Genomic DNA, 23,309 nt, shown 5'->3' with positions numbered 1-23,309 from the left:
TCAGAACGTTTTCTCGTTGGGTTGCCAGCGACAGAAATCAGAGTTTGCCACCAACAGTAATTGCGAACCTTCGGGCGCTTCCAGCCATGCCACGCTGACATCAACAGAAGAGCGGCTCTGGCGGCGCTCGATATGCGCTATCGCCTGCGAATCTAAATCAGGTTTAATGGTTTGCCCTTCGCAGGTGGTCACGGTCTGTTCCATCGCATGCCAGCGCCCCTGGCGCAGCACGACTCTCCCCTGACGTAAGGCATCGCTAATCTGGCGGATCTGGTCAGCACGATAACGGTATAAATCGATTTGGTCGTTAGAAAGCTGCTGTTTTTCCCCGTCGGATTCACGTTGCATAAAGCTCAGATCGCCGCGATCGTCAAAACGCGCGCGAATATTCACCGGCGGTTTGCTGTAAACATTGATATTGATAAGCGTGAGGTTATCGCCCTGCCAGCGATACTCTCGCGTCGTGGTATCGCCACTGCGCCACGGGCTAAACACAGCAAGCAGATGCACATTATTGCCACTGTCTTTTCGCCAGATACGTACCGCGCCCTGATCTTCAGCAAATCCACTGGCGGTAAAGGGAGGAAGTGAAGAGTTGTGACTACAGGCAGTGAGAAACAGAGCGCCCGCCAGCATCAATGATCGACGCCAGAAAGACAAAAGGGGTGAAACCACCCCTTCGTTAAAACTGTTCACTGCCACGCAATCTTACTTAACTGCGTCTTTCAGTGCCTTGCCAGAAACAAATGCCGGCACGTTAGCTGCGGCAATTTTGATTTCTTTACCGGTCTGCGGGTTGCGGCCAGTACGCTCAGCGCGGTGGTTCACTTTGAAGGTACCGAAACCAACCAGTTGTACAGCATCGCCTTCTTTCAGAGACTCAGTAATTGCAGCCAGAGTGGACTCCAGAGCAGCTTTAGCCTGGGTTTTGGACAGTTCTGCTTTCTCTGCAATTACATCAATCAGTTGAGTCTTGTTCATAAGTTATCCTTACAATGTGTTTATCGCTTGCTAAGCATCGAGTGCGACGGAAATGCCAGAATAGCACTCTCCTGCATACACGCACCGATAGCCACTTTTTTTCGCCCCCCAAATGTAGACCAGACGGGGGGCGAAAGGGAAGACTCCAGGTATGACAAATCAGGCGTTAAATCACGTTTTCTGGTCTTATTGCTGAAAAATTATACCAATATTGCTCTCGCCCGCCTCACGCAGGTCTGCCCTAAGGCCTTTTATCAGCTCGATATCGCGTTCTTCGCACTCAGCTAAAAGTCGGAATATTTCCCACTGAATGTCCCACTCTTGCTCTACAGCTGGGTTTTCTTTGAGCTCTTCATCGCTCATTTCACGGCCAGCCTGAGTCATTTCCAGCATCGCCACGGTCGTGATGGAGGTCTTACTCACTTCTACCGCGTGTTCGAGCGTTTCGCCACTTAAACGCGAATGGACCAGTTCACTTAACGCCACGCAAGCATCGATTGCCGGATAAACGCCGTACAGATCGAAATCGTCGGCTGAAGGAATCGCTTCTTCAAATTTCTCCAGTTGGCTGTCGAAATTTACTTTTGCGTCTTTGACGGTCAGCGTTTCCCAGATGAGATCGAGAATACGGCGGTAAATTTGCCCATCACCAAAACCAGTTTGCTGACAGAATACGGCGTAATTAGGGTACATGCGTTCGCATAAGCAGGCCATAAAAGTGACGTGCTGCCAGCTTTCCAGGCGCTCCAGACGCAGATGAATTGGGTTTTGTAACATGTTGAGTTCTCAAATACGGAAATTATCCGCAGTTTACCTGAATTAGGGCTGATTTGCTGTATAGCGCACGAACGCCGGACGTTCCGAGGCCACCGCGTCTGCCCAGCGCGTTGGCTCCGGCAGACGATAGCCTTTCATGCAGCGTTGTACCCACGCCAGCGCGCTGTCCACGCTGACCCGATGACCGGTAGCGATAAACAACGGGTTACAGCGCGCTTTGCTGCGCCAGACCCATGCCAGCTGCTCGCCTTTATCCATCAGTGGGGCCAGCGCGCCCGGTTCGCTGGAGAGCGGTTCGAATTTACCGCAGAGCCGTTTTTTCGCTACGCCAATGGTCGGCACATCCACCAGCAAACCAAAGTGGCTGGCGACGCCAAGACGGCGAGGATGCGAGATCCCATGACCATCGACAAACACTAAATCGGGCTTTTGCGACAGCATCTCCCACGCTGCCAGCAGCGCAGGATATTCGCGGAAGGAAAGAAAACCTGGAATGTAAGGCATGGTGGTGGCGATGCGTGCCACTTTATACTCCACCAGCTCAAGAGAGGGGTATTTCAGCAGCACCATCGCCGCTCGCGTCACATCTCCGCCTTGCTCAAACCCGACATCGGCTCCGGCGATCAGATCCGGCGGATCTTTATCAAGTCGATCCTCACGGATCACAGAAGAAGCCAGTTCGATTTGTTGAGCGCGTAATGACGCGAGATCCATAATCACTCCTTAGCGGTGATACTGTTCAGACAGGCGATGCACAGCCTCCACAAACACGCCAGCATGTTCTGGCGGCACATCCTGGTGAATGCCGTGACCAAGGTTAAAGACATGACCTTCGCCGTGACCGAAACCTGCAAGTATAGTCGCGACTTCTTCTTCAATGCGGGCAGGTGGCGCGTACAGCATCGACGGATCCATATTACCCTGCAGCGCGACTTTATTGCCCACGCGGCGGCGCGCATCGGCGATATCCGTTGTCCAGTCGAGGCCCAGCGCATCGCAACCCGTTTCCGCCATAGCTTCCAGCCACTGTCCACCGCCTTTGGTAAACAGGGTGACCGGTACACGGCGACCGTCGTTTTCACGCAGTAAACCATCAACTATTTTATGCATGTAATAGAGCGAGAACTGTTGATAATCGCGCCCGGTGAGCACGCCGCCCCAGGTATCGAAGATCATCACGGCCTGAGCACCAGCTTTAATTTGCGCATTCAGATACAAAGTGACGCTTTTCGCCAGTTTATCGAGCAGAGCGTGCAGCGCCTGTGGATCGGCATACATCATCTTTTTGATCACGGTGAACGCTTTGCTGCTGCCACCTTCCACCATATAGGTCGCCAGCGTCCACGGGCTGCCGGAAAAACCAATCAGCGGCACTTCGCCTTTCAGTTCGCGGCGAATAGTACGCACCGCGTTCATCACATAACCCAGCTCATCTTCCGGGTCCGGAATTGGCAGTTTATCAACGTCAGCTTTGCAGGTGACTGGCGAGGTAAAACGCGGACCTTCTCCGGCTTCAAAATAGAGCCCTAACCCCATCGCGTCCGGCACGGTGAGGATATCGGAAAAGAGGATTGCCGCATCCAGCGGATAGCGACGCAGCGGTTGCAAAGTCACTTCGCACGCCAGCTCTGCATTTTTGCACAGCGACATAAAATCGCCCGCCTGGGCGCGCGTGGCTTTATATTCCGGTAGATAGCGACCCGCCTGGCGCATCATCCATACTGGAGTGACATCAACGGGCTGGCGCAGCAGCGCCCGCAGATAACGATCGTTTTTGAGTTCGGTCATTTTGGCTGTTCCTTAGTGCGTCAGGCGGTCAGTGTATCATCACTCATACTCTGCCCGACACATCGCCACCGTATCTTCTATCAGACGGCGCGCCACGGTGCCGGGCGGCGGAAGTAACGGTAAATCATCGTAGCGATACCAGTTCGCCTCGAGCAGCTCTTTCGGATCAATCACGATGTCGCCGCTGTCATATTCCGCCATAAATGCGGTCATCAGCGACTGGGGAAACGGCCACGGCTGGGAAGTCACGTACCGCAAGTTTTTAACTTTAATTCCGCTCTCTTCCATCACTTCCCGCGCGACCGCCTGCTCGAGGGTTTCGCCCACTTCGACGAATCCGGCAAGTACCGTATGGACACCGTTACGATGGCGGGTATGCTGGGCGAGGAGGATCGAATCATCGCGACGGATGGCAACAATAATGCAGGGGGCGATTTGCGGGTAGTAACGCTCACGGCAATGGCTGCACAGCATCGCCCATTCGGTTTTGCTCGGATACATTTCATGCCCGCAGTAACCACAGTATTTATGCGATCGGTAAAACTCCGCCAGTTGCACGCCACGTCCGGCCAGTTGAAACAGCCCAACATCGAGATCAATGACCTGACGTACCGACCCCATATCGTGACGCCGCTGCTGTTGTACTAACCAAACAGGTTCCCCCTGCCATTCGCCGATTTGTAGTGCGCGCTGACCCACAAGATCGAAATTTGCCGCTTCGCCATATGGCAATTCTCCCTTCGGCAACCATAATTTTTGTTCATGGCTGACGACCCACCAGCCGTGATCTAATTTTTCAATTATACGATCCATAGCTCTTGCACTACCTTTGCATCACTGGCATGTTTAACATGGTTTTTACATTTCTCACTGAGCAGTTTTTGAATACAAACTTGCGGAGTCAATCATGCTTAACCAGCTCGATAACCTGACGGAGCGCGTCAGAGGAAGTAACAAACTGGTTGATCGCTGGCTACATGTACGTAAGCATCTGCTCGTGGCTTACTACAATCTGGTTGGCATTAAGCCTGGCAAAGAATCGTACATGAGGCTAAACGAAAAAGCCCTTGATGATTTTTGTCAGAGCCTGGTCGATTACTTGTCTACCGGACATTTCAGTATTTATGAGCGCATTCTTCATAAACTGGAAGGCAATGGGCAACTCGCACGCGCCGCGAAGATTTGGCTACAACTCGAAGCCAATACCCAACAGATTATGGATTACTACGATTCCAGCCTTGAAACCGCTATCGATCATGATAATTACCTTGAGTTTCAACAGGTTTTATCTGACATCGGCGAGGCCCTGGAAGCGCGCTTTGTGCTGGAAGATAAGCTGATTCTGCTGGTGCTTGACGCCGCCCGCGTCAAACATCCTGCTTGAGTTCTGCGCTGTTAACGCGTAATTTACATTCAACGCCCCGTTTGCGGGGCTAATTTCTTGTCGGAGTGCCTTAACTGGCTGAGACCGTTTATTCGGGATCCGCGGAACCTGATCAGGCTAATACCTGCGAAGGGAACAAGAGTTAATCTGCTATCGCATCGCCTTTGCGGCGATCGTCTCTTGCTTCATCCGTCGTCTGACAAGCCACGTCCTTAACTTTTTGGAATGAGCTATGTCTGCAACAAAACTGACCCGCCGCGAACAACGCGCCCAGGCCCAACATTTTATCGACACCCTGGAAGGCACCGCCTTTCCCAACTCAAAACGTATTTACATCACTGGCACACACCCCGGCGTGCGCGTGCCGATGCGTGAGATCCAGCTTAGCCCGACGCTAATCGGCGGTAGCAAAGAACAGCCGCAGTACGAAGAAAACGAAGCGATTCCGGTCTACGACACCTCCGGTCCGTATGGCGATCCACAGATCGCCATTAACGTGCAGCAAGGACTGGCAAAACTGCGCCAGCCGTGGATCGATGCGCGCGGCGATACCGAAGAACTTACCGTGCGCAGTTCCGATTACACTAAAGCACGGCTGGCAGATGATGGCCTCGACGAGCTGCGTTTTAGCGGCGTATTAACCCCAAAACGCGCCAAAGCAGGCCACCGCGTCACACAACTGCACTACGCCCGCCAGGGCATCATCACACCGGAGATGGAATTCATCGCCATCCGCGAGAATATGGGCCGCGAGCGCATTCGTAACGAAGTTTTGTGCCACCAGCATCCGGGAATGAGCTTTGGAGCACGCCTGCCGGAAAATATCACTGCGGAATTTGTCCGCGATGAAGTCGCTGCCGGACGTGCCATTATCCCCGCCAACATCAACCATCCGGAATCAGAGCCGATGATTATTGGTCGCAACTTTCTGGTGAAGGTTAACGCCAATATCGGCAACTCGGCAGTCACCTCTTCCATCGAAGAAGAAGTGGAAAAGCTGGTATGGTCTACGCGCTGGGGGGCGGATACAGTGATGGATCTTTCCACCGGTCGCTATATTCACGAAACTCGCGAATGGATTTTGCGTAACAGCCCGGTGCCGATCGGTACAGTGCCGATCTACCAGGCGCTGGAGAAGGTTAACGGGATCGCTGAAGATCTTACCTGGGAAGCGTTCCGGGACACACTGCTGGAACAGGCCGAGCAAGGTGTGGATTACTTCACTATCCATGCGGGCGTGCTACTGCGCTACGTGCCGATGACCGCGAAACGCCTGACCGGTATCGTCTCTCGCGGCGGTTCGATTATGGCGAAATGGTGCCTCTCCCATCATCAGGAAAATTTCCTCTATCAACACTTCCGCGAAATTTGTGAAATCTGTGCCGCTTATGATGTTTCGTTGTCCTTGGGCGACGGCCTGCGCCCCGGTTCTATTCAGGACGCCAACGATGAAGCGCAGTTTGCCGAGCTACATACGCTGGGCGAACTGACCAAAATCGCCTGGGAATATGACGTGCAGGTGATGATTGAAGGTCCAGGCCACGTGCCGATGCAGATGATCCGCCGCAATATGACCGAGGAGTTAGAGCACTGCCACGAAGCACCGTTCTATACCCTCGGGCCGCTAACTACTGATATTGCGCCGGGTTATGACCACTTCACATCGGGGATTGGCGCGGCGATGATTGGCTGGTTTGGCTGCGCGATGCTCTGTTACGTAACGCCAAAAGAGCATCTGGGTCTGCCTAATAAAGAAGATGTTAAGCAGGGGCTTATCACCTATAAGATTGCCGCCCACGCCGCCGCCCTGGCGAAAGGGCATCCGGGCGCGCAAATTCGCGATAACGCCATGTCGAAAGCCCGCTTCGAATTTCGCTGGGAAGACCAGTTTAATCTGGCCCTCGACCCGTTTACCGCCCGCGCTTATCACGATGAAACCCTGCCACAAGAGTCCGGCAAAGTCGCCCATTTTTGCTCCATGTGTGGGCCGAAATTCTGCTCGATGAAAATCAGCCAGGAAGTGCGTGACTATGCCGCCGCGCAAACCATTGAAGTGGGAATGGCGGATATGTCGGAGAACTTCCGTGCCAGAGGTGGAGAAATATACCTGCGTAAGGAGGAAGCGTGATGTATCAGCCTGATTTTCCTCACGTACCTTTTCGTTTAGGACTGTACCCGGTAGTGGACAGCGTACAGTGGATCGAACGTCTGTTGGATGCAGGCGTGCGTACTCTCCAGCTGCGCATCAAAGATCGGCGCGATGAAGAAGTGGAAGCCGATGTCGTGGCAGCAATTGCGCTGGGCCGCCGCTATAACGCACGGCTGTTTATCAACGATTACTGGCGGCTGGCGATTAAGCATCAGGCGTATGGCGTCCATCTGGGACAGGAAGATTTGCAAACCACCGATCTCGACGCTATCCGTACAGCGGGCCTAAGGCTGGGCGTTTCGACTCATGATGACATGGAAATCGACGTCGCGCTGGCAGCACGTCCTTCTTATATCGCGCTAGGACATGTGTTCCCGACGCAAACCAAAAAGATGCCTTCTGCACCGCAGGGGCTGGAACAGCTGGCACGGCACATTGAGCGTCTGGCAGATTATCCCACCGTGGCGATTGGCGGTATCAGCCTAACGCGCGCGCCTGCGGTGATGGCGACAGGTGTTGGCAGTATAGCCGTCGTCAGTGCCATTACCCAGGCCGCAGACTGGCGTTTGGCAACGACACAGCTGCTGGAAATTGCAGGAGTTGGCGATGAATGACCGTGATTTTATGCGTTATAGCCGTCAAATCCTGCTCGACGATATCGCTCTTGACGGGCAGCAAAAACTGCTCGACAGCCAGGTGCTGATTATCGGTCTGGGTGGGTTGGGTACACCTGCTGCGCTATACCTGGCGGGGGCTGGTGTCGGGACGCTGGTACTGGCAGATGACGACGATGTGCATTTAAGCAATCTGCAACGACAAATCCTCTTTACCACTGAAGATATCGAGCGCCCGAAATCGCAGGTCAGCCAACAACGACTGACACAGTTGAATCCCGACATTCAACTGACAGCATTACAACAACGGTTAACGGGTAAGGCGTTAAAAGATGCGGTAGCACGGGCCGATGTGGTTCTCGACTGTACCGACAACATGGCGACTCGCCAGGAGATTAATGCCGCCTGCGTAGCACTTAACACACCGCTTATCACCGCCAGCGCGGTCGGATTTGGTGGTCAGTTGATGGTACTGACGCCGCCCTGGGAGCAGGGGTGTTACCGCTGCCTGTGGCCAGATAACCAGGAGCCTGAACGCAACTGCCGCACGGCGGGCGTGGTTGGCCCGGTGGTCGGGGTCATGGGCACGTTACAGGCACTGGAAGCAATTAAGCTATTGAGTGGTATAGAGACCCCTGCGGGATATCTTCGACTGTTTGACGGTAAATTAAACCAATGGCGCAACCTGGCGTTGCGCCGCGCCAGTGGTTGCCCGGTATGCGGAGGAAGCAATGCAGATCCTGTTTAACGATCAACCGATGCAGTGCGCCGCCGGGCAAACTGTTCACGAGCTGCTGGAGCAACTCGACCAACAACAAGCGGGCGCGGCTCTGGCGATTAATCAGCAAATCGTCCCGCGGGAGCAATGGGCGCAACATATCGTGCAGGATGGCGACCAGATCCTGCTTTTTCAGGTTATTGCAGGGGGTTGAGATGTTACGTATTGCGGACAAAACGTTTGATTCACATCTATTTACCGGCACCGGGAAATTCGCCTCTTCACAATTGATGGTGGAGGCGATCCGCGCTTCCGGCAGCCAACTGGTGACGCTGGCGATGAAACGCGTCGACTTGCGCCAACACAACGATGCTATCCTCGATCCACTTATCGCGGCGGGTGTGACACTGCTGCCAAATACTTCTGGGGCGAAAACTGCGGAAGAAGCCATTTTCGCCGCTCATCTGGCACGTGAAGCGTTAGGCACAAACTGGCTAAAATTAGAGATTCACCCTGACGCCCGCTGGCTATTGCCCGATCCCATCGAAACCCTGAAAGCCGCCGAAACGTTGGTGCAACAGGGATTTGCCGTGCTGCCTTACTGCGGTGCCGATCCAGTGTTGTGCAAACGTCTGGAGGAAGTGGGCTGTGCAGCAGTAATGCCGCTCGGCGCACCAATTGGCTCTAATCAGGGACTGGAAACCCGCGCCATGCTGGAGATTATTATCCAGCAAGCCACGGTTCCGGTGGTCGTTGATGCTGGCATTGGCGTTCCCAGCCATGCCGCGCAGGCGCTTGAAATGGGAGCCGATGCGGTGTTAGTGAATACGGCGATTGCCGTCGCGGACGATCCCGTCAACATGGCGAAGGCATTTCGTCTGGCGGTAGACGCCGGCCTGCTGGCACGTCAGTCCGGGCCGGGCAGTCGCAGTCATTTTGCTCATGCCACTAGCCCGCTGACCGGATTTCTGGAGGCATCGGCATGAAAACCTTCAGCGATCGCTGGCGACAACTGGACTGGGACGACATCCGCCTGCGTATCAACAGCAAAACGGCTGCTGACGTAGAGCGGGCGCTCAATGCCTCGCAACTCACTCGCGACGATATGATGGCATTGCTATCACCTGCCGCCAGTGAATACCTGGAACCACTGGCTCAACGGGCGCAGCGTCTGACCCGTCAGCGATTTGGCAACGTCGTCAGCTTCTACGTCCCGCTTTATCTCTCTAATCTTTGCGCTAACGACTGCACTTACTGCGGATTTTCCATGAGCAATCGCATCAAGCGTAAAACGCTGGATGAAGCGGATATCGCCAGGGAAAGCGCCGCTATCCGGGAGATGGGCTTTGAACATCTATTGCTGGTCACTGGTGAACATCAGACGAAAGTGGGGATGGATTACTTTCGTCGTCATCTCCCTGTCCTGCGTGAACAGTTCTCTTCACTACAGATGGAAGTACAGCCACTGGCGGAAGCGGAATACGCCGAGTTAAAGCAACTTGGTCTGGATGGGGTGATGGTTTATCAGGAGACATATCACGAGGCGACATACGCCCACCATCATCTGAAAGGGAAAAAACAGGACTTCTTTTGGCGGCTGGAAACGCCGGATCGGCTGGGCCGTGCGGGGATAGATAAGATAGGCCTCGGCGCGCTAATCGGCCTTTCCGACAGCTGGCGCGTTGACTGCTATATGGTTGCCGAACATTTGCTATGGCTGCAACAACATTACTGGCAAAGCCGTTACTCTGTCTCCTTCCCGCGCCTGCGCCCGTGTACTGGCGGGATTGAGCCAGCGTCGATTATGGATGAACGCCAGTTAGTGCAAACTATCTGCGCCTTCCGCCTACTTGCGCCGGAGATTGAACTGTCACTCTCCACGCGGGAATCACCGTGGTTTCGCGATCGCGTTATTCCGCTGGCGATCAATAACGTCAGCGCCTTCTCGAAAACGCAACCTGGTGGTTATGCCGACAATCATCCCGAGCTGGAACAGTTCTCACCGCACGACGATCGCAGACCAGAAGCGGTGGCCGCCGCGTTAACCGCTCAGGGTTTGCAGCCGGTGTGGAAAGACTGGGACAGCTATCTGGGACGCGCCTCGCAAAGGACATGAGACAAAATGTAAGAACGTAAATTTATTCCGAGCAGCTACGGAAGATGAAAAACGCAAGGTTGTTGAAAGCGTTGCGTTTTTTTATGTTAGTACCGTCAGCAGGAATGTTGTCCAGGGCGAAAAGCTTCTTCCTCGTTTCGCCCTGCCTTTCTTAATATTTCCCATGAAGAATTTGCCCTCTGAATAACACCCATAAAAAAACCCGCCGAAGCGGGTTTTTACGTTATTTGCGGATTAACGATTACTCGTTATCAGAACCGCCCAGACCTGCGTTCAGCAGTTCTGCCAGGCTGGCAGATGCGTCTTCTGCAGTCACCTGCGGTGCAGCCGGAGCTTCACCTGCAGCACGGCGACGCATACGATCCTGGTGGTACGCGTAACCGGTACCTGCCGGGATCAGACGACCTACGATAACGTTCTCTTTCAGGCCGCGCAGTTCGTCGCGTTTGCCCGCAACGGCTGCTTCGGTCAGCACGCGAGTGGTCTCCTGGAACGATGCCGCGGAGATGAAGGACTCGGTTGCCAGAGACGCTTTGGTGATACCCAGCAGATCGCGGGAGTAAGTTGCACCCACTTTGCCGTTCGCTTCCAGTTCGCGGTTTGCGATCTTGACGCGAGAGTATTCAACCTGTTCGCCTTCCAGGAAGTCGGAGCTGCCCGCGTTAACGATGGTAGCTTTACGCAGCATCTGACGAACGATAACTTCGATGTGTTTATCGTTAATCTTAACGCCCTGCAGACGGTATACGTCCTGTACTTCGTTAACGATGTAACGAGTCACAGCATGAACACCACGCAGACGCAGAATGTCATGCGGCGCTTCCGGACCGTCGGAAATTACGTCACCACGTTCTACACGTTCACCTTCGAACACGTTGAGCTGACGCCATTTCGGAATCATCTCTTCGTACGGCTCGCTACCGTCTACCGGGGTGATAACCAGACGACGTTTACCTTTGGTTTCTTTACCGAAGGAAACCACACCGCTGATTTCAGCCAGGATTGCCGGCTCTTTCGGACGACGTGCTTCGAACAGGTCCGCAACGCGTGGCAGACCACCGGTGATGTCCTTGGTACCGCCAGATTCTTGCGGAATACGCGCGAGGGTGTCACCGGAGCTGATCTGTACGCCATCTTCCAGCTGAACAATCGCTTTACCCGGCAGGAAGTACTGCGCAGGCATGTCGGTACCCGGGATCAGAACATCGTTACCCTGAGCATCAACGATTTTCAGTGCCGGACGCAGATCTTTACCACCTGCGGTACGTTCTGCGGAATCCAGAACCACCAGCGAAGACAGACCGGTCAATTCGTCGGTCTGACGAGTAATGGTCTGGCCGTCGATCATGTCAGTAAAGCGTACAAAACCGCTTACTTCGGTGATAACCGGCATGGTGTGCGGGTCCCAGTTTGCAACGGTCTCGCCGCCAGCAACCTGTTCGCCATCGCCTTTCGCCAGTACTGCACCGTAAGGCACTTTATAGCTTTCTTTGGTACGACCGAATTCGTCGATCAATTTCAGTTCGGTGTTACGGGAAGTGATAACCAGTTTGCCGCTGGAGTTCACAACCGACTTCACGTTGCTGAGCTTGATGCTACCTTTGTTTTTCACCTGGATGCTGGATTCAGCAGCCGCACGAGATGCCGCACCACCGATGTGGAACGTACGCATGGTCAGCTGTGTACCCGGTTCACCGATGGACTGTGCCGCGATAACACCGATTGCTTCACCTTTGTTGATGATGTGGCCACGCGCCAGGTCACGACCGTAGCAGTGCGCACATACACCAAAGTCGGTGTCACAAGATACAACAGAACGTACTTTTACCGCGTCGACAGAGTTCTCTTCCAGCAGGTCACACCACTGTTCGTGCAGCAGCGTGTTGCGCGGAACGAGGATATCAGCAGTACCCGGCTTCAGAACGTCTTCAGCAGTTACACGACCCAGTACGCGATCGCGCAGCGGCTCTTTAACGTCACCACCCTCGATAACCGGCGTCATCATGATACCTTCATGGGTACCACAATCGTCTTCGGTTACCACCAGGTCCTGCGCAACGTCAACCAGACGACGAGTCAGGTAACCGGAGTTCGCCGTTTTCAGTGCGGTATCCGCCAGACCTTTACGAGCACCGTGGGTTGAGATGAAGTACTGGAGTACGTTCAGACCTTCACGGAAGTTCGCGGTGATTGGCGTTTCGATGATGGAGCCATCCGGCTTCGCCATCAGACCACGCATACCCGCCAGCTGACGAATCTGTGCCGCAGAACCACGCGCACCGGAGTCGGCCATCATGTAGATGCTGTTGAAGGAAACCTGCTTCTCTTCCTGACCGTCACGGTTAATCACGGTTTCAGTTTGCAGATTATCCATCATCGCTTTGGATACACGATCGTTCGCCGCAGCCCAGATATCGATAACTTTGTTGTAGCGTTCGCCCGCAGTTACCAGACCAGACTGGAACTGCTCCTGAATCTCAGCAACTTCAGCTTCTGCCTCGGAGATGATTTCGTGTTTCTTCTCCGGGATGACCATGTCATCGATACCAACAGATGCACCAGAACGCGCTGCATATGCAAAGCCGGTGTACATGATCTGGTCCGCAAAAATAACGGTCGGTTTCAGACCGAGAATGCGGTAGCAGGTGTTCAGCATTTTGGAGATTGCTTTCTTACCCAGCGCCTGGTTGACGATGGAGTAAGGCAGACCTTTCGGTACAATCATCCACAGAATGGCACGGCCAACGGTCGTATCTTTCAGACTGGTTTTCGCTACTAATTCACCGTTAGCATCTTTTTCATACTCGGTGATACGCACTTTAACGCGCGCATGCAGAGAAGCCAGACCAGAGCGATACAGACGTTCTGCTTCTTTCGGGCCAGTCAGTACCATGCCTTCGCCTTTGGCGTTAACACAGTCGCGGGTCATGTAGTACAGACCCAGTACAACGTCCTGAGACGGAACGATGATTGGTTCGCCGTTCGCCGGGGACAGGATGTTGTTGGTAGACATCATCAGCGCACGCGCTTCCAGCTGGGCTTCCAGCGTCAGCGGTACGTGAACAGCCATCTGGTCACCATCGAAGTCGGCGTTATATGCCGCACAAACCAGCGGGTGCAGCTGGATAGCTTTACCTTCGATCAGTACCGGTTCAAATGCCTGGATACCCAGACGGTGCAGAGTCGGTGCACGGTTCAGCAGTACCGGGTGTTCGCGGATAACTTCGTCCAGGATATCCCAAACGACAGCTTCTTCGCGCTCAACCATTTTCTTCGCAGCTTTAATGGTGGTAGCAAGACCACGCAGTTCCAGCTTGCCGTAGATGAACGGTTTGAACAGTTCCAGTGCCATTTTCTTCGGCAGACCGCACTGATGCAGACGCAAGTATGGACCTACGGTGATTACAGAACGACCGGAGTAGTCAACACGCTTACCGAGCAGGTTCTGACGGAAACGACCCTGTTTACCTTTGATCATGTCGGCTAAAGATTTCAGAGGACGCTTGTTAGAACCAGTGATCGCACGACCGCGACGACCGTTATCCAGCAGGGCGTCTACCGCTTCCTGCAGCATACGTTTTTCGTTACGTACGATGATGTCCGGCGCAGCCAGATCCAGCAGACGTTTGAGACGGTTGTTACGGTTAATGACGCGACGATACAGATCGTTCAGGTCAGAAGTCGCGAAACGACCACCATCCAGCGGAACCAGCGGACGCAGATCTGGCGGCAGTACCGGCAGAACGGTCAGGATCATCCACTCTGGTTTGTTACCAGACTGAACGAACGCTTCCAGCAGTTTGATACGCTTGGTCAGCTTCTTACGCTTAGTTTCGGAGTTGGTTTCGTTCAGCTCTTCACGCAGCTGTTCGCACTCTTGCTCCAGATCCATGCTCTTCAGCAGAGCCTGGATTGCTTCCGCACCCATCTTCGCGTCGAATTCGTCACCGAACTCTTCCAGCGCATCCAGATACTGCTCTTCAGTCAGGATCTGCTGACGTTCCAGGTTGGTCATACCGCCTTCGATAACCACATAGGATTCGAAGTACAGTACGCGTTCGATATCGCGCAGCGGCATATCGAGCAGCAGGCCGATACGGGACGGCAGTGATTTCAGGAACCAGATGTGCGCAGTCGGGGAAGCCAGTTCGATGTGGCCCATACGCTCACGACGTACTTTGGTCTGGGTCACTTCAACGCCGCACTTCTCACAGATGACGCCACGGTGTTTCAGGCGCTTGTACTTACCGCACAGGCACTCGTAATCTTTTACCGGCCCAAAGATACGGGCGCAGAAAAGGCCGTCACGTTCTGGTTTGAACGTACGGTAGTTGATGGTTTCCGGCTTTTTAACTTCACCGAAAGACCATGAACGGATCATGTCTGGCGAAGCCAGAGCAATTTTGATCGCATCAAACTCTTCGGTTTTAGTCTGCGCTTTCAGAAACTTTAATAAATCTTTCACGGATTTGCTCCCGTCGGAGTTAGCACAATCCGCTGCCGGGTTTTACCCCGACAGCAGTGACCTGTTTGAGCGAGAATTACTCGTCTTCCAGTTCGATGTTGATACCCAGCGAACGAATCTCTTTCAACAATACGTTGAAGGATTCTGGCATGCCCGGCTCCATCTGATGGTTGCCGTCCACGATGTTTTTATACATCTTGGTACGACCGTTCACGTCATCAGACTTAACGGTGAGCATTTCCTGCAGGGTGTATGCTGCGCCGTATGCTTCCAGCGCCCACACTTCCATCTCCCCGAAACGCTGACCACCGAACTGTGCCTTACCACCCAGCGGCTGCTGAGTAACCAGGCTGTAAGAACCGGTGGAACGCGCGTGCATCTTGTCGTCGACCAGGTGGTTCAGTTTCAGCATGTACATGTAACCAACGGTTACCGGACGTTCAAACTGTTCACCAGTGCGACCGTCGTACAGGCGGATCTGACCAGAAGTCGGCAGGTCGCCAAGTTTCAGCAGTTCTTTAATTTCTGCTTCTTTCGCACCGTCGAAGACCGGCGTTGCGATTGGCATACCTTTGCGCAGGTTTTCAGCCAGACGCATAACTTCTTCATCGCTGAAGGTACTCAGGTCAACTTTCTGACGAACGTCAGCGCCCAGATCGTATGCACGCTGGATGAATTCGCGCAGTTTCGCGACTTCTTGCTGCTGTTTCAGCATGGCGTTGATCTTGTCGCCGATACCTTTCGCAGCCATACCCAGGTGGGTTTCGAGGATCTGACCGATGTTCATACGAGACGGTACGCCCAGCGGGTTCAGTACGATGTCTACCGGCGTACCGTTTTCATCGTAAGGCATATCTTCGATCGGGTTGATCTTAGAAATTACACCCTTGTTACCGTGACGACCTGCCATCTTGTCACCAGGCTGGATACGGCGTTTAACCGCCAGATATACCTTAACAATCTTCAGCACGCCCGGTGCCAGATCGTCACCCTGGGTGATTTTGCGGCGTTTCGCTTCGAGTTTCTTCTCGAACTCGTGTTTCAGTTCGTCATACTGCTCAGCCAGCTGTTCCAGCTGATTTTGTTTCTCTTCGTCGGTCAGGCCCAGCTCCAGCCAGCGATCGCGCGGCAGTTTGTCGAGCTTCTCAGCTTCAACGCCACCGGCTACCAGCACAGCACGGATACGGCTGAACAGACCCGCTTCGAGGATCTGCAGTTCTTCAGACAGGTCTTTCTTCGCCTGTTTGAGCTGCATTTCTTCGATTTCCAGCGCACGTTTGTCTTTTTCAACGCCATCGCGAGTAAAGACCTGAACGTCGATAACCGTACCGGATACACCGTTTGGTACGCGCAGAGAAGAGTCTTTAACGTCAGACGCTTTCTCACCGAAGATCGCACGCAGCAGTTTTTCTTCTGGGGTCAGCTGAGTTTCACCTTTCGGCGTTACCTTACCAACCAGAATGTCGCCACCGGTCACTTCCGCACCAATGTAAACGATACCGGATTCATCCAGTTTGGAGAGCGCAGCTTCACCTACGTTCGGGATGTCAGCAGTGATCTCTTCTGGCCCCAGTTTGGTGTCACGGGACACACATGCCAGTTCCTGAATGTGAATGGTGGTGAAACGATCTTCCTGAACAACACGCTCGGATACGAGGATGGAGTCTTCGAAGTTGTAACCATTCCACGGCATGAACGCTACACGCATGTTCTGACCGAGCGCCAGTTCACCGAGGTCGGTGGACGGACCGTCTGCCAGCACGTCGCCACGTTCTACCGGTTCACCCAGAGACACACACGGCATCTGGTTGATACAGGTGTTCTGGTTAGAACGGGTGTATTTGGTCAGGTTGTAGATGTCGATACCCGCTTCGCCCGGATACATCTCGTCTTCGTTAACTTTGATAACGATACGGGAAGCATCCACGTACTGAACGACACCACCACGTTTAGCAACCGCAGTTACACCGGAGTCAACGGCAACAGCACGTTCCATACCCGTACCAACCAGCGGCTTATCAGCACGCAGAGTCGGAACGGCCTGACGTTGCATGTTCGCACCCATCAATGCACGGTTGGCGTCATCGTGTTCAAGGAACGGGATCAGGGACGCACCGACGGATACCACCTGCTGGGTGGATACGTCCATGTAGTCAACCTGGTCGCGGCTGAACAAGCTGGATTCGCCTTTGCTACGGCAAGTTACCAGGTCTTCTACGAAGTGGCCTTCTTCATCCAGGTTGGAGTTCGCCTGGGCGATAACGTAGTTGCCTTCTTCGATAGCAGACAGGTAGTGAATTTCGTCGGTTACAACACCGTCGATCACTTTACGGTACGGCGTCTCAAGGAAGCCATATTCGTTAGTCTGTGCGTACACGGACAGGGAGTTGATCAGACCGATGTTCGGGCCTTCAGGAGTTTCGATTGGACATACGCGACCGTAGTGAGTCGGGTGTACGTCTCGAACTTCGAAGCCTGCACGTTCACGGGTCAGACCGCCTGGGCCGAGTGCGGAGATACGACGCTTGTGCGTAATCTCAGACAGCGGGTTGTTCTGGTCCATAAACTGAGACAGCTGGCTGGAACCAAAGAACTCTTTCACTGCTGCGGAAATCGGTTTGGCGTTGATCATATCCTGAGGCATCAGGGTATCCAGATCGCCCAGAGACAAACGCTCTTTCACCGCACGCTCTACACGTACCAGGCCAACGCGGAACTGGTTTTCCGCCATTTCGCCAACGGAACGGATACGACGGTTACCGAGGTGGTCGATATCATCGACTTCGCCTTTACCGTTACGGATATCGATGAGCTTTTTCATAACATCAATGATGTCGTCTTTGCTCAGGATACCGGAACCTTCGATTTCGTCGCGCAGCAGAGAACGGTTGAACTTCATACGACCAACCGCAGACAAGTCATAGCGGTCTTCGGAGAAGAACAGGTTCTCGAACAGGCTTTCAGCGGCTTCACGAGTCGGCGGCTCGCCAGGGCGCATCATGCGGTAGATTTCTACCAGTGCGCTCAGACGATCGTTAGTTGGGTCGACACGTAAGGTTTCAGAGATATACGGGCCGTGATCCAGATCGTTGGTGAACAGCGTTTCGATACGCTTGTGACCAGACTGGCTCAGCTTAGCCAGCAGATCCAGGCTCAGCTCCATGTTCGCAGCACAGATCAGCTCACCAGTAGACTCATCAATGTAGTCTTTAGCAACCACTTTACCTGCGATGTACTCAACCGGGACTTCGATCAGTTTGACGTCGTCTTTTTCCAGCTGGCGAATGTGGCGCGCAGTAATGCGGCGGCCTTTTTCTACGTACACTTTACCGTTAGCTTCGATGTCAAAAGATGCGGTTTCACCACGCAGGCGTTCCGGCACCAGTTCCATCTGCAGCTTGTTATCACGGATTTCAAAGATAACTTTTTCAAAGAACAGGTCGAGGATCTGTTCTGTGGTGTAGTTCAGGGCGCGCAGAATGATGGTCGCAGGCAATTTACGGCGACGGTCGATACGTACGAACAGATTGTCCTTCGGATCGAATTCGAAGTCCAGCCAGGAACCACGGTAAGGGATGATGCGCGCGTTATACAGCACTTTACCCGAAGAGTGGGTTTTACCTTTGTCGGAGTCAAAGAAGACGCCCGGACTACGGTGCAGCTGGGAAACGATAACACGCTCAGTACCGTTGATAACAAAGGTACCGTTGTCCGTCATGAGCGGAATTTCGCCCATGTAGACTTCTTGTTCTTTGATGTCTTTTACGGTGCCTTCCGGCGCTTCGCGCTCATAGATCACCAGACGCAGTTTAACGCGCAGCGGTGCGGAATAGGTCACGCCACGGATTTGACATTCCTGGACGTCAAACACCGGTTCGCCAAGGCGGTAGCTGACGTATTGCAGCTCGGAATTACCGCTGTAGCTCTGAATCGGGAATACGGAACGGAAAGCAGCTTCCAGACCATACTGCCCTTCAGGATCTTGCTCGATAAATTTCTGAAACGAGTCAAGCTGGATAGAAAGGAGATAAGGTACATCCAGAACTTGTGGACGTTTACCAAAATCCTTACGAATACGTTTTTTCTCGGTATAGGAGTAAACCATAGGGTTCCTCAGCTCGCTGACAAGTCGACCCATCTGTCCATTGAGCGGACAGTTTGTGCAACACTATTTTGTTGACCGGAAAATGGAACACTTTCCGCAATGCCTGTTGCTATCACGCTTAAACCATTTCATTGCGATTTACACAGAACGGGCGTCCTGTCGCAGTATATTAAGTCGTCGATAGAAACAAGCATTGAAAGGCACAGCAGTAGTCAAACAGTGTGAAACGCTACTGGCGCCTTACAGCGCAAAAAGGCTGGTGACTAAAAAGTCACCAGCCATCAGCCTGATTTCTCAGGCTGCAACCGGAAGGGTTGGCTTATTTAACTTCAACTTCAGCGCCAGCTTCTTCCAGAGCTTTTTTCAGTGCTTCTGCGTCGTCTTTGCTCACGCCTTCTTTCAGAGCAGCCGGTGCAGATTCTACCAGGTCTTTAGCTTCTTTCAGACCCAGGCCAGTTGCGCCACGTACTGCTTTGATAACAGCAACTTTGTTAGCGCCAGCAGCTTTCAGAATTACGTCGAATTCAGTTTTTTCTTCAGCAGCTTCAACCGGGCCAGCAGCTACAGCTACAGCAGCAGCAGCGGAAACACCGAATTTTTCTTCCATTGCAGAGATCAGTTCTACAACGTCCATTACAGACATAGCTGCAACTGCTTCAATGATTTGATCTTTAGTGATAGACATTTAAATTGTTCCTGAATATCAGAATAAGTTTATACGTAAGCGAATGCGTTAAAAAGATAACTGCGATTAAGCAGCTTCTTTCGCATCGCGTACAGCAGCCAGAGTACGAACCAGTTTGCCAGCCGAAGCTTCTTTCATGGTTGCCATCAGGCGTGCAATTGCTTCTTCGTAGGTCGGCAGAGTTGCCAGGCGGTCGATCTGAGACGCCGGGATCAGCTCACCTTCAAAGGCAGCGGCTTTGACCTCAAATTTTGCATTCGCTTTCGCGAACTCTTTGAACAGACGAGCAGCTGCGCCCGGGTGTTCCATAGAGTATGCAATCAGGGTCGGACCAACAAACGCGTCTTTCAGGCACTCGAACGGAGTACCTTCAACAGCACGGCGCAGCAGGGTGTTACGAACAACACGCATGTATACGCCAGCTTCGCGACCTGCTTTACGCAGTTCAGTCATTTTATCTACAGTTACGCCACGGGAATCCGCAACTACTGCAGACAGCGCGCCTTTGGCTACTTCGCTGACTTCAGCAACAATCGCTTGTTTGTCTTGAAGATTTAAAGCCATTAGCTTTGCTCCTGGATGTTTGCCAGAGAAAATCTCTGGAACTCACTTCACTCCTCCAAACGGAGAGAGCGTCTTAATTACGGTGAGCAGAAACAAGCCAGAATATAAAAGAATAATCTTAGCGTTCTGTCACCGTCTACGCAGGGGATTAAGTTTCTTGCGAAACTCCTGCGGTCTTCGACGGAGGCCTGGATAGGCCAGGCTCCAACGAACAAATCTTTTCTATCCGTCGCTATTCAGCTTGTAGCGGCGTTGGCTTCCTTCGTTCGCACCAGTCACATAGTTAGCTATGCTCCTGGCGACTCACTCAGTTGCCGCCTTGCTACAACCCGAATATCTCGGATATACGTCTGCATTAAGCATTATACGTGGGGGTAAGATTGTAGACAAAATCACCGCCCACGTAAAGGCATTAGTTTACAGAAGCGCTCAGGCCAGCCTGGTCAACTGCAACACCTGCACCCATGGTGGTGGAGATGCTAACTTTCTTGATGTACACGCCTTTCGCCTGAGTCGGTTTTGCTTTTTTCAGCGCAACCAGCAGAGCTTCCAGGTTTTCTTTCAGTTTGTCAGCGTCAAAGTCCACTTTACCGATGGTGGTGTGGATGATGCCGTTTTTGTCGTTACGGTAACGAATCTGGCCAGCTTTAGCGTTTTTAACCGCTTCAGCAACGTTCGGCGTTACAGTACCCACTTTCGGGTTTGGCATCAGGCCGCGCGGACCCAGAACCTGGCCCAGCTGGCCAACAACGCGCATTGCATCCGGAGAAGCAATAACAACGTCAAAGTTCATTTCGCCTTTCTTGATCTGGTCAGCCAGATCTTCCATACCTACCAGTTCAGCGCCTGCAGCTTTAGCAGCTTCAGCGTTTGCACCCTGGGTAAATACGGCTACGCGAACGGAACGGCCAGTACCGTGCGGCAGTACAGTTGCACCACGTACGTTCTGGTCAGATTTACGAGCGTCGATGCCGAGGTTAACAGCAACGTCCACGCTTTCTACGAATTTAGCAGTCGCCAGCTCTTTCAGCAGAGCGATAGCTTCATTGATGTCGTATTGTTTGGTCGCATCAACTTTCTCGCGGATAACACGCATGCGCTTGGTCAGTTTAGCCATTTCTTAGTCCTCCACTACCAGGCCCATGGAACGTGCAGTACCTTCGATGGAGCGAGTCATCGCTTCAATGTCGGCACCAGTCATGTCGGCAGCTTTGGTCTGCGCGATTTCCTGCAGCTGAGCGCGGGAAATTTTACCCACTTTGTCTTTGTTCGGCTTACCGGAACCAGACTTGATACCAGCCGCTTTTTTCAGCAGAACTGCTGCCGGCGGAGTCTTGGTAACGAAAGTGAAAGAACGGTCAGCGTAAACGGTGATTACTACCGGAATCGGCAGACCTTTTTCGATGGAATCAGTTTTTGCGTTGAACGCTTTGCAGAATTCCATGATGTTTACGCCCTGCTGACCCAGAGCCGGACCTACTGGCGGACTCGGGTTAGCCATACCAGCTGCAACCTGCAGCTTGACATAGGCTTGTACTTTCTTAGCCATTATAAATTCCTCAAGTTGGGTAATAACGCCTCTGAGAGGCTCCCCGTGATATAAAAAATCGTTTTACGGGCAAGGCCCATAAAAACAAAAGGCGCGAAATTGTATTCCAATCTCGCGCCTTGTGCAACGATTAAATCGCCGCTTTTTTGATCGCTGGGTTAGGCTTTTTCAACCTGGCTGAAGTCCAGCTCTACCGGGGTCGCACGACCGAAGATAGAAACAGACACTTTCAGACGAGATTTCTCGTAATCAACTTCTTCAACAACACCGTTGAAGTCAGCGAACGGACCATCATTAACACGAACCATTTCACCCGGTTCAAACAGCGTTTTCGGACGCGGCTTATCGCCAACCTGCTGCAGGCGATTCATAATCGCATCCACTTCTTTATCGCTGATTGGCGCAGGACGATCGGAAGTACCGCCGATGAAGCCCATCACACGCGGTACGCTGCGCACCAGGTGCCAGCTCGCGTCGTTCATCACCATCTGAACGAGGACGTAGCCAGGGAAGAATTTGCGTTCGCTTTTGCGACGCTGTCCGCCACGGATTTCAACCACTTCTTCGGTTGGTACCATGACTTCACCAAACAAATCTTCCATGTTATGTAATTTGATATGCTCACGTAGCGACGTTGCTACGCGGCCTTCAAAACCGGAAAACGCCTGAACGACGTACCAGCGCTTTTTAGGAGCTTCAGACATCTCAGAACCTCAGGCCAGTGATAAAGGATACCAGGCGAACCAGAATACCATCCAGTCCCCACAGGATCAGTGACATTACTGCGGTAACCGCAGCCACAATCAGCGTGGTGTGCAATGTTTCCTGGCGAGTCGGCCAAATGACCTTACGGACTTCGGTACGCGCTTCACGGGCAAAAGCAACGGTTGCTTTTCCTTTTGTCGTTAACAGCGCGACACCACCCGCTGCAGCAATCAGAATTACTACGGCCAGCGCACGCAGCGGCAGCATAATGTCGCGATAAAGGTAGTTGCCGACAATTGCTACCAGGAGCAATGCCACCACAACGACCCACTTCATCGCTTCCAGGCCGCGCCCGCTTCCTTGAGCTTCGGTATTCGCACTCATAAACCAACCTGTCAGAAGTATTCTACAAACATTTTCACCCCGCGATCGCGAGGCAAACCAAATCGAAACGCGTATTAGCTTTTCGGATTATACGCCCTCAACAGAGCCTGTCTCAGCAATGATTATGACAAAGAAAATCACTGATGAGCCAGGTTCTGGTACGAAAGCGTGCAAAAAGGGCATCAAATGATGCCCTTTTAGTGCGCATTGCGTCAAATGTTATCGGCAATTAGCTCAGAACTTTTGCTACAACGCCCGCGCCAACGGTACGGCCGCCTTCACGGATTGCGAAACGCAGACCGTCGTCCATCGCGATCGGGTGGAT

At 53.0% G+C, this 23,309-nt stretch carries 22 protein-coding genes and 1 riboswitch; of the genes, 7 read left to right on the top strand and 15 right to left on the bottom strand.

The annotated features are described in order from the left end of the window. From FQZ95_RS09485 to nudC, 6 genes are all read right to left on the bottom strand, one after another. On the bottom strand, window positions 1-696 hold the full coding sequence (locus FQZ95_RS09485) for a DUF1481 domain-containing protein (RefSeq protein WP_032243492.1): 696 nt from the start codon (window positions 694-696) through the stop codon (window positions 1-3). Between the two features lie 12 nt (window positions 697-708). Then, the gene (gene hupA, locus FQZ95_RS09480) at window positions 709-981 is read right to left on the bottom strand and encodes a nucleoid-associated protein HU-alpha (protein ID WP_001044513.1); all 273 of its coding nucleotides are present in this window, start codon (window positions 979-981) and stop codon (window positions 709-711) included. A 186-nt stretch (window positions 982-1,167) separates the two neighbouring features. After that, complete coding sequence (locus FQZ95_RS09475) at window positions 1,168-1,758, bottom strand: YjaG family protein (protein WP_000941119.1); 591 nt, start codon at window positions 1,756-1,758, stop codon at window positions 1,168-1,170. A 42-nt stretch (window positions 1,759-1,800) separates the two neighbouring features. Then, a complete protein-coding gene (gene nfi / locus FQZ95_RS09470; protein WP_032303890.1) occupies window positions 1,801-2,472 on the bottom strand; it encodes a deoxyribonuclease V in 672 nt (223 codons plus the stop codon). Window positions 2,473-2,481: 9 nt separating this feature from the next. Next, window positions 2,482-3,546: a uroporphyrinogen decarboxylase gene (gene hemE / locus FQZ95_RS09465; protein WP_000137657.1), complete on the bottom strand. Its 1,065-nt coding sequence runs from the start codon at window positions 3,544-3,546 to the stop codon at window positions 2,482-2,484. A 39-nt stretch (window positions 3,547-3,585) separates the two neighbouring features. Further along, the gene (gene nudC / locus FQZ95_RS09460) at window positions 3,586-4,359 is read right to left on the bottom strand and encodes an NAD(+) diphosphatase (protein ID WP_000373940.1); all 774 of its coding nucleotides are present in this window, start codon (window positions 4,357-4,359) and stop codon (window positions 3,586-3,588) included. Between the two features lie 94 nt (window positions 4,360-4,453). Between nudC and rsd the strand changes: the two genes are divergently transcribed. The 7 genes from rsd (at window position 4,454) to thiH (ending at window position 10,527) form a co-directional block, all read left to right on the top strand. Continuing rightward, complete coding sequence (gene rsd, locus FQZ95_RS09455) at window positions 4,454-4,930, top strand: sigma D regulator (RefSeq protein WP_160530133.1); 477 nt, start codon at window positions 4,454-4,456, stop codon at window positions 4,928-4,930. Between the two features lie 51 nt (window positions 4,931-4,981). After that, a riboswitch (TPP riboswitch) is annotated at window positions 4,982-5,082 on the top strand. An 80-nt stretch (window positions 5,083-5,162) separates the two neighbouring features. Beyond that, complete coding sequence (thiC, locus tag FQZ95_RS09450) at window positions 5,163-7,058, top strand: phosphomethylpyrimidine synthase ThiC (RefSeq protein ID WP_160530132.1); 1,896 nt, start codon at window positions 5,163-5,165, stop codon at window positions 7,056-7,058. Then, window positions 7,058-7,693, top strand: coding sequence for a thiamine phosphate synthase (thiE, locus tag FQZ95_RS09445; protein ID WP_160530136.1), 636 nt, complete (start codon window positions 7,058-7,060; stop codon window positions 7,691-7,693). The genes thiC and thiE overlap by 1 nt, the downstream gene beginning before the upstream one ends. Next, window positions 7,686-8,441: a thiazole biosynthesis adenylyltransferase ThiF gene (gene thiF / locus FQZ95_RS09440; RefSeq protein ID WP_160530131.1), complete on the top strand. Its 756-nt coding sequence runs from the start codon at window positions 7,686-7,688 to the stop codon at window positions 8,439-8,441. The genes thiE and thiF overlap by 8 nt, the downstream gene beginning before the upstream one ends. Further along, entirely contained in the window at window positions 8,425-8,625 is a 201-nt protein-coding gene (gene thiS / locus FQZ95_RS09435) for a sulfur carrier protein ThiS (protein ID WP_001166228.1), read from the top strand. The genes thiF and thiS overlap by 17 nt, the downstream gene beginning before the upstream one ends. A 1-nt stretch (window position 8,626) precedes the next feature. Then, window positions 8,627-9,397 carry a thiazole synthase gene (gene thiG, locus FQZ95_RS09430; protein ID WP_160530130.1) on the top strand — a complete coding sequence of 257 codons (771 nt, stop codon included), beginning with the start codon at window positions 8,627-8,629 and terminating at the stop codon, window positions 9,395-9,397. Then, entirely contained in the window at window positions 9,394-10,527 is a 1,134-nt protein-coding gene (thiH, locus tag FQZ95_RS09425) for a 2-iminoacetate synthase ThiH (protein WP_160530129.1), read from the top strand. The genes thiG and thiH overlap by 4 nt, the downstream gene beginning before the upstream one ends. A gap of 241 nt (window positions 10,528-10,768) precedes the next feature. Here the strand turns inward: thiH and rpoC are convergent, their stop codons facing one another. From rpoC to FQZ95_RS09380, 9 genes are all read right to left on the bottom strand, one after another. Then, the gene (gene rpoC / locus FQZ95_RS09420) at window positions 10,769-14,992 is read right to left on the bottom strand and encodes a DNA-directed RNA polymerase subunit beta' (protein ID WP_000653947.1); all 4,224 of its coding nucleotides are present in this window, start codon (window positions 14,990-14,992) and stop codon (window positions 10,769-10,771) included. Between the two features lie 76 nt (window positions 14,993-15,068). Next, window positions 15,069-19,097, bottom strand: a complete 4,029-nt coding sequence (gene rpoB, locus FQZ95_RS09415; protein ID WP_001353730.1) for a DNA-directed RNA polymerase subunit beta — start codon at window positions 19,095-19,097, stop codon at window positions 15,069-15,071. A 319-nt stretch (window positions 19,098-19,416) separates the two neighbouring features. Further along, window positions 19,417-19,782 (bottom strand): 50S ribosomal protein L7/L12, encoded by a 366-nt coding sequence (gene rplL / locus FQZ95_RS09410; protein WP_000028878.1) that lies wholly within the window; start codon window positions 19,780-19,782, stop codon window positions 19,417-19,419. A gap of 66 nt (window positions 19,783-19,848) precedes the next feature. Further along, window positions 19,849-20,346 carry a 50S ribosomal protein L10 gene (rplJ, locus tag FQZ95_RS09405; protein ID WP_001207201.1) on the bottom strand — a complete coding sequence of 166 codons (498 nt, stop codon included), beginning with the start codon at window positions 20,344-20,346 and terminating at the stop codon, window positions 19,849-19,851. A 412-nt stretch (window positions 20,347-20,758) separates the two neighbouring features. Next, on the bottom strand, window positions 20,759-21,463 hold the full coding sequence (gene rplA, locus FQZ95_RS09400; RefSeq protein WP_001096680.1) for a 50S ribosomal protein L1: 705 nt from the start codon (window positions 21,461-21,463) through the stop codon (window positions 20,759-20,761). 3 nt (window positions 21,464-21,466) lie between these two features. Beyond that, window positions 21,467-21,895 carry a 50S ribosomal protein L11 gene (gene rplK / locus FQZ95_RS09395; RefSeq protein WP_001085926.1) on the bottom strand — a complete coding sequence of 143 codons (429 nt, stop codon included), beginning with the start codon at window positions 21,893-21,895 and terminating at the stop codon, window positions 21,467-21,469. Window positions 21,896-22,053: 158 nt separating this feature from the next. After that, entirely contained in the window at window positions 22,054-22,599 is a 546-nt protein-coding gene (gene nusG, locus FQZ95_RS09390; protein WP_001287516.1) for a transcription termination/antitermination protein NusG, read from the bottom strand. A 1-nt stretch (window position 22,600) separates the two neighbouring features. After that, a complete protein-coding gene (secE, locus tag FQZ95_RS09385; RefSeq protein WP_001275702.1) occupies window positions 22,601-22,984 on the bottom strand; it encodes a preprotein translocase subunit SecE in 384 nt (127 codons plus the stop codon). A gap of 229 nt (window positions 22,985-23,213) precedes the next feature. Then, on the bottom strand, window positions 23,214-23,309 hold a 96-nt coding region (locus FQZ95_RS09380), incomplete at its 5' end, for an elongation factor Tu (protein WP_072106224.1).

Source organism: Escherichia sp. HH41S (assembly GCF_009820115.1).
Classification (GTDB): Bacteria; Pseudomonadota; Gammaproteobacteria; order Enterobacterales; family Enterobacteriaceae; genus Escherichia; species Escherichia coli_F.
Note: the sequence above shows the minus strand (reverse complement) of the source record. Positions and strands in the feature narration are given on the sequence as shown.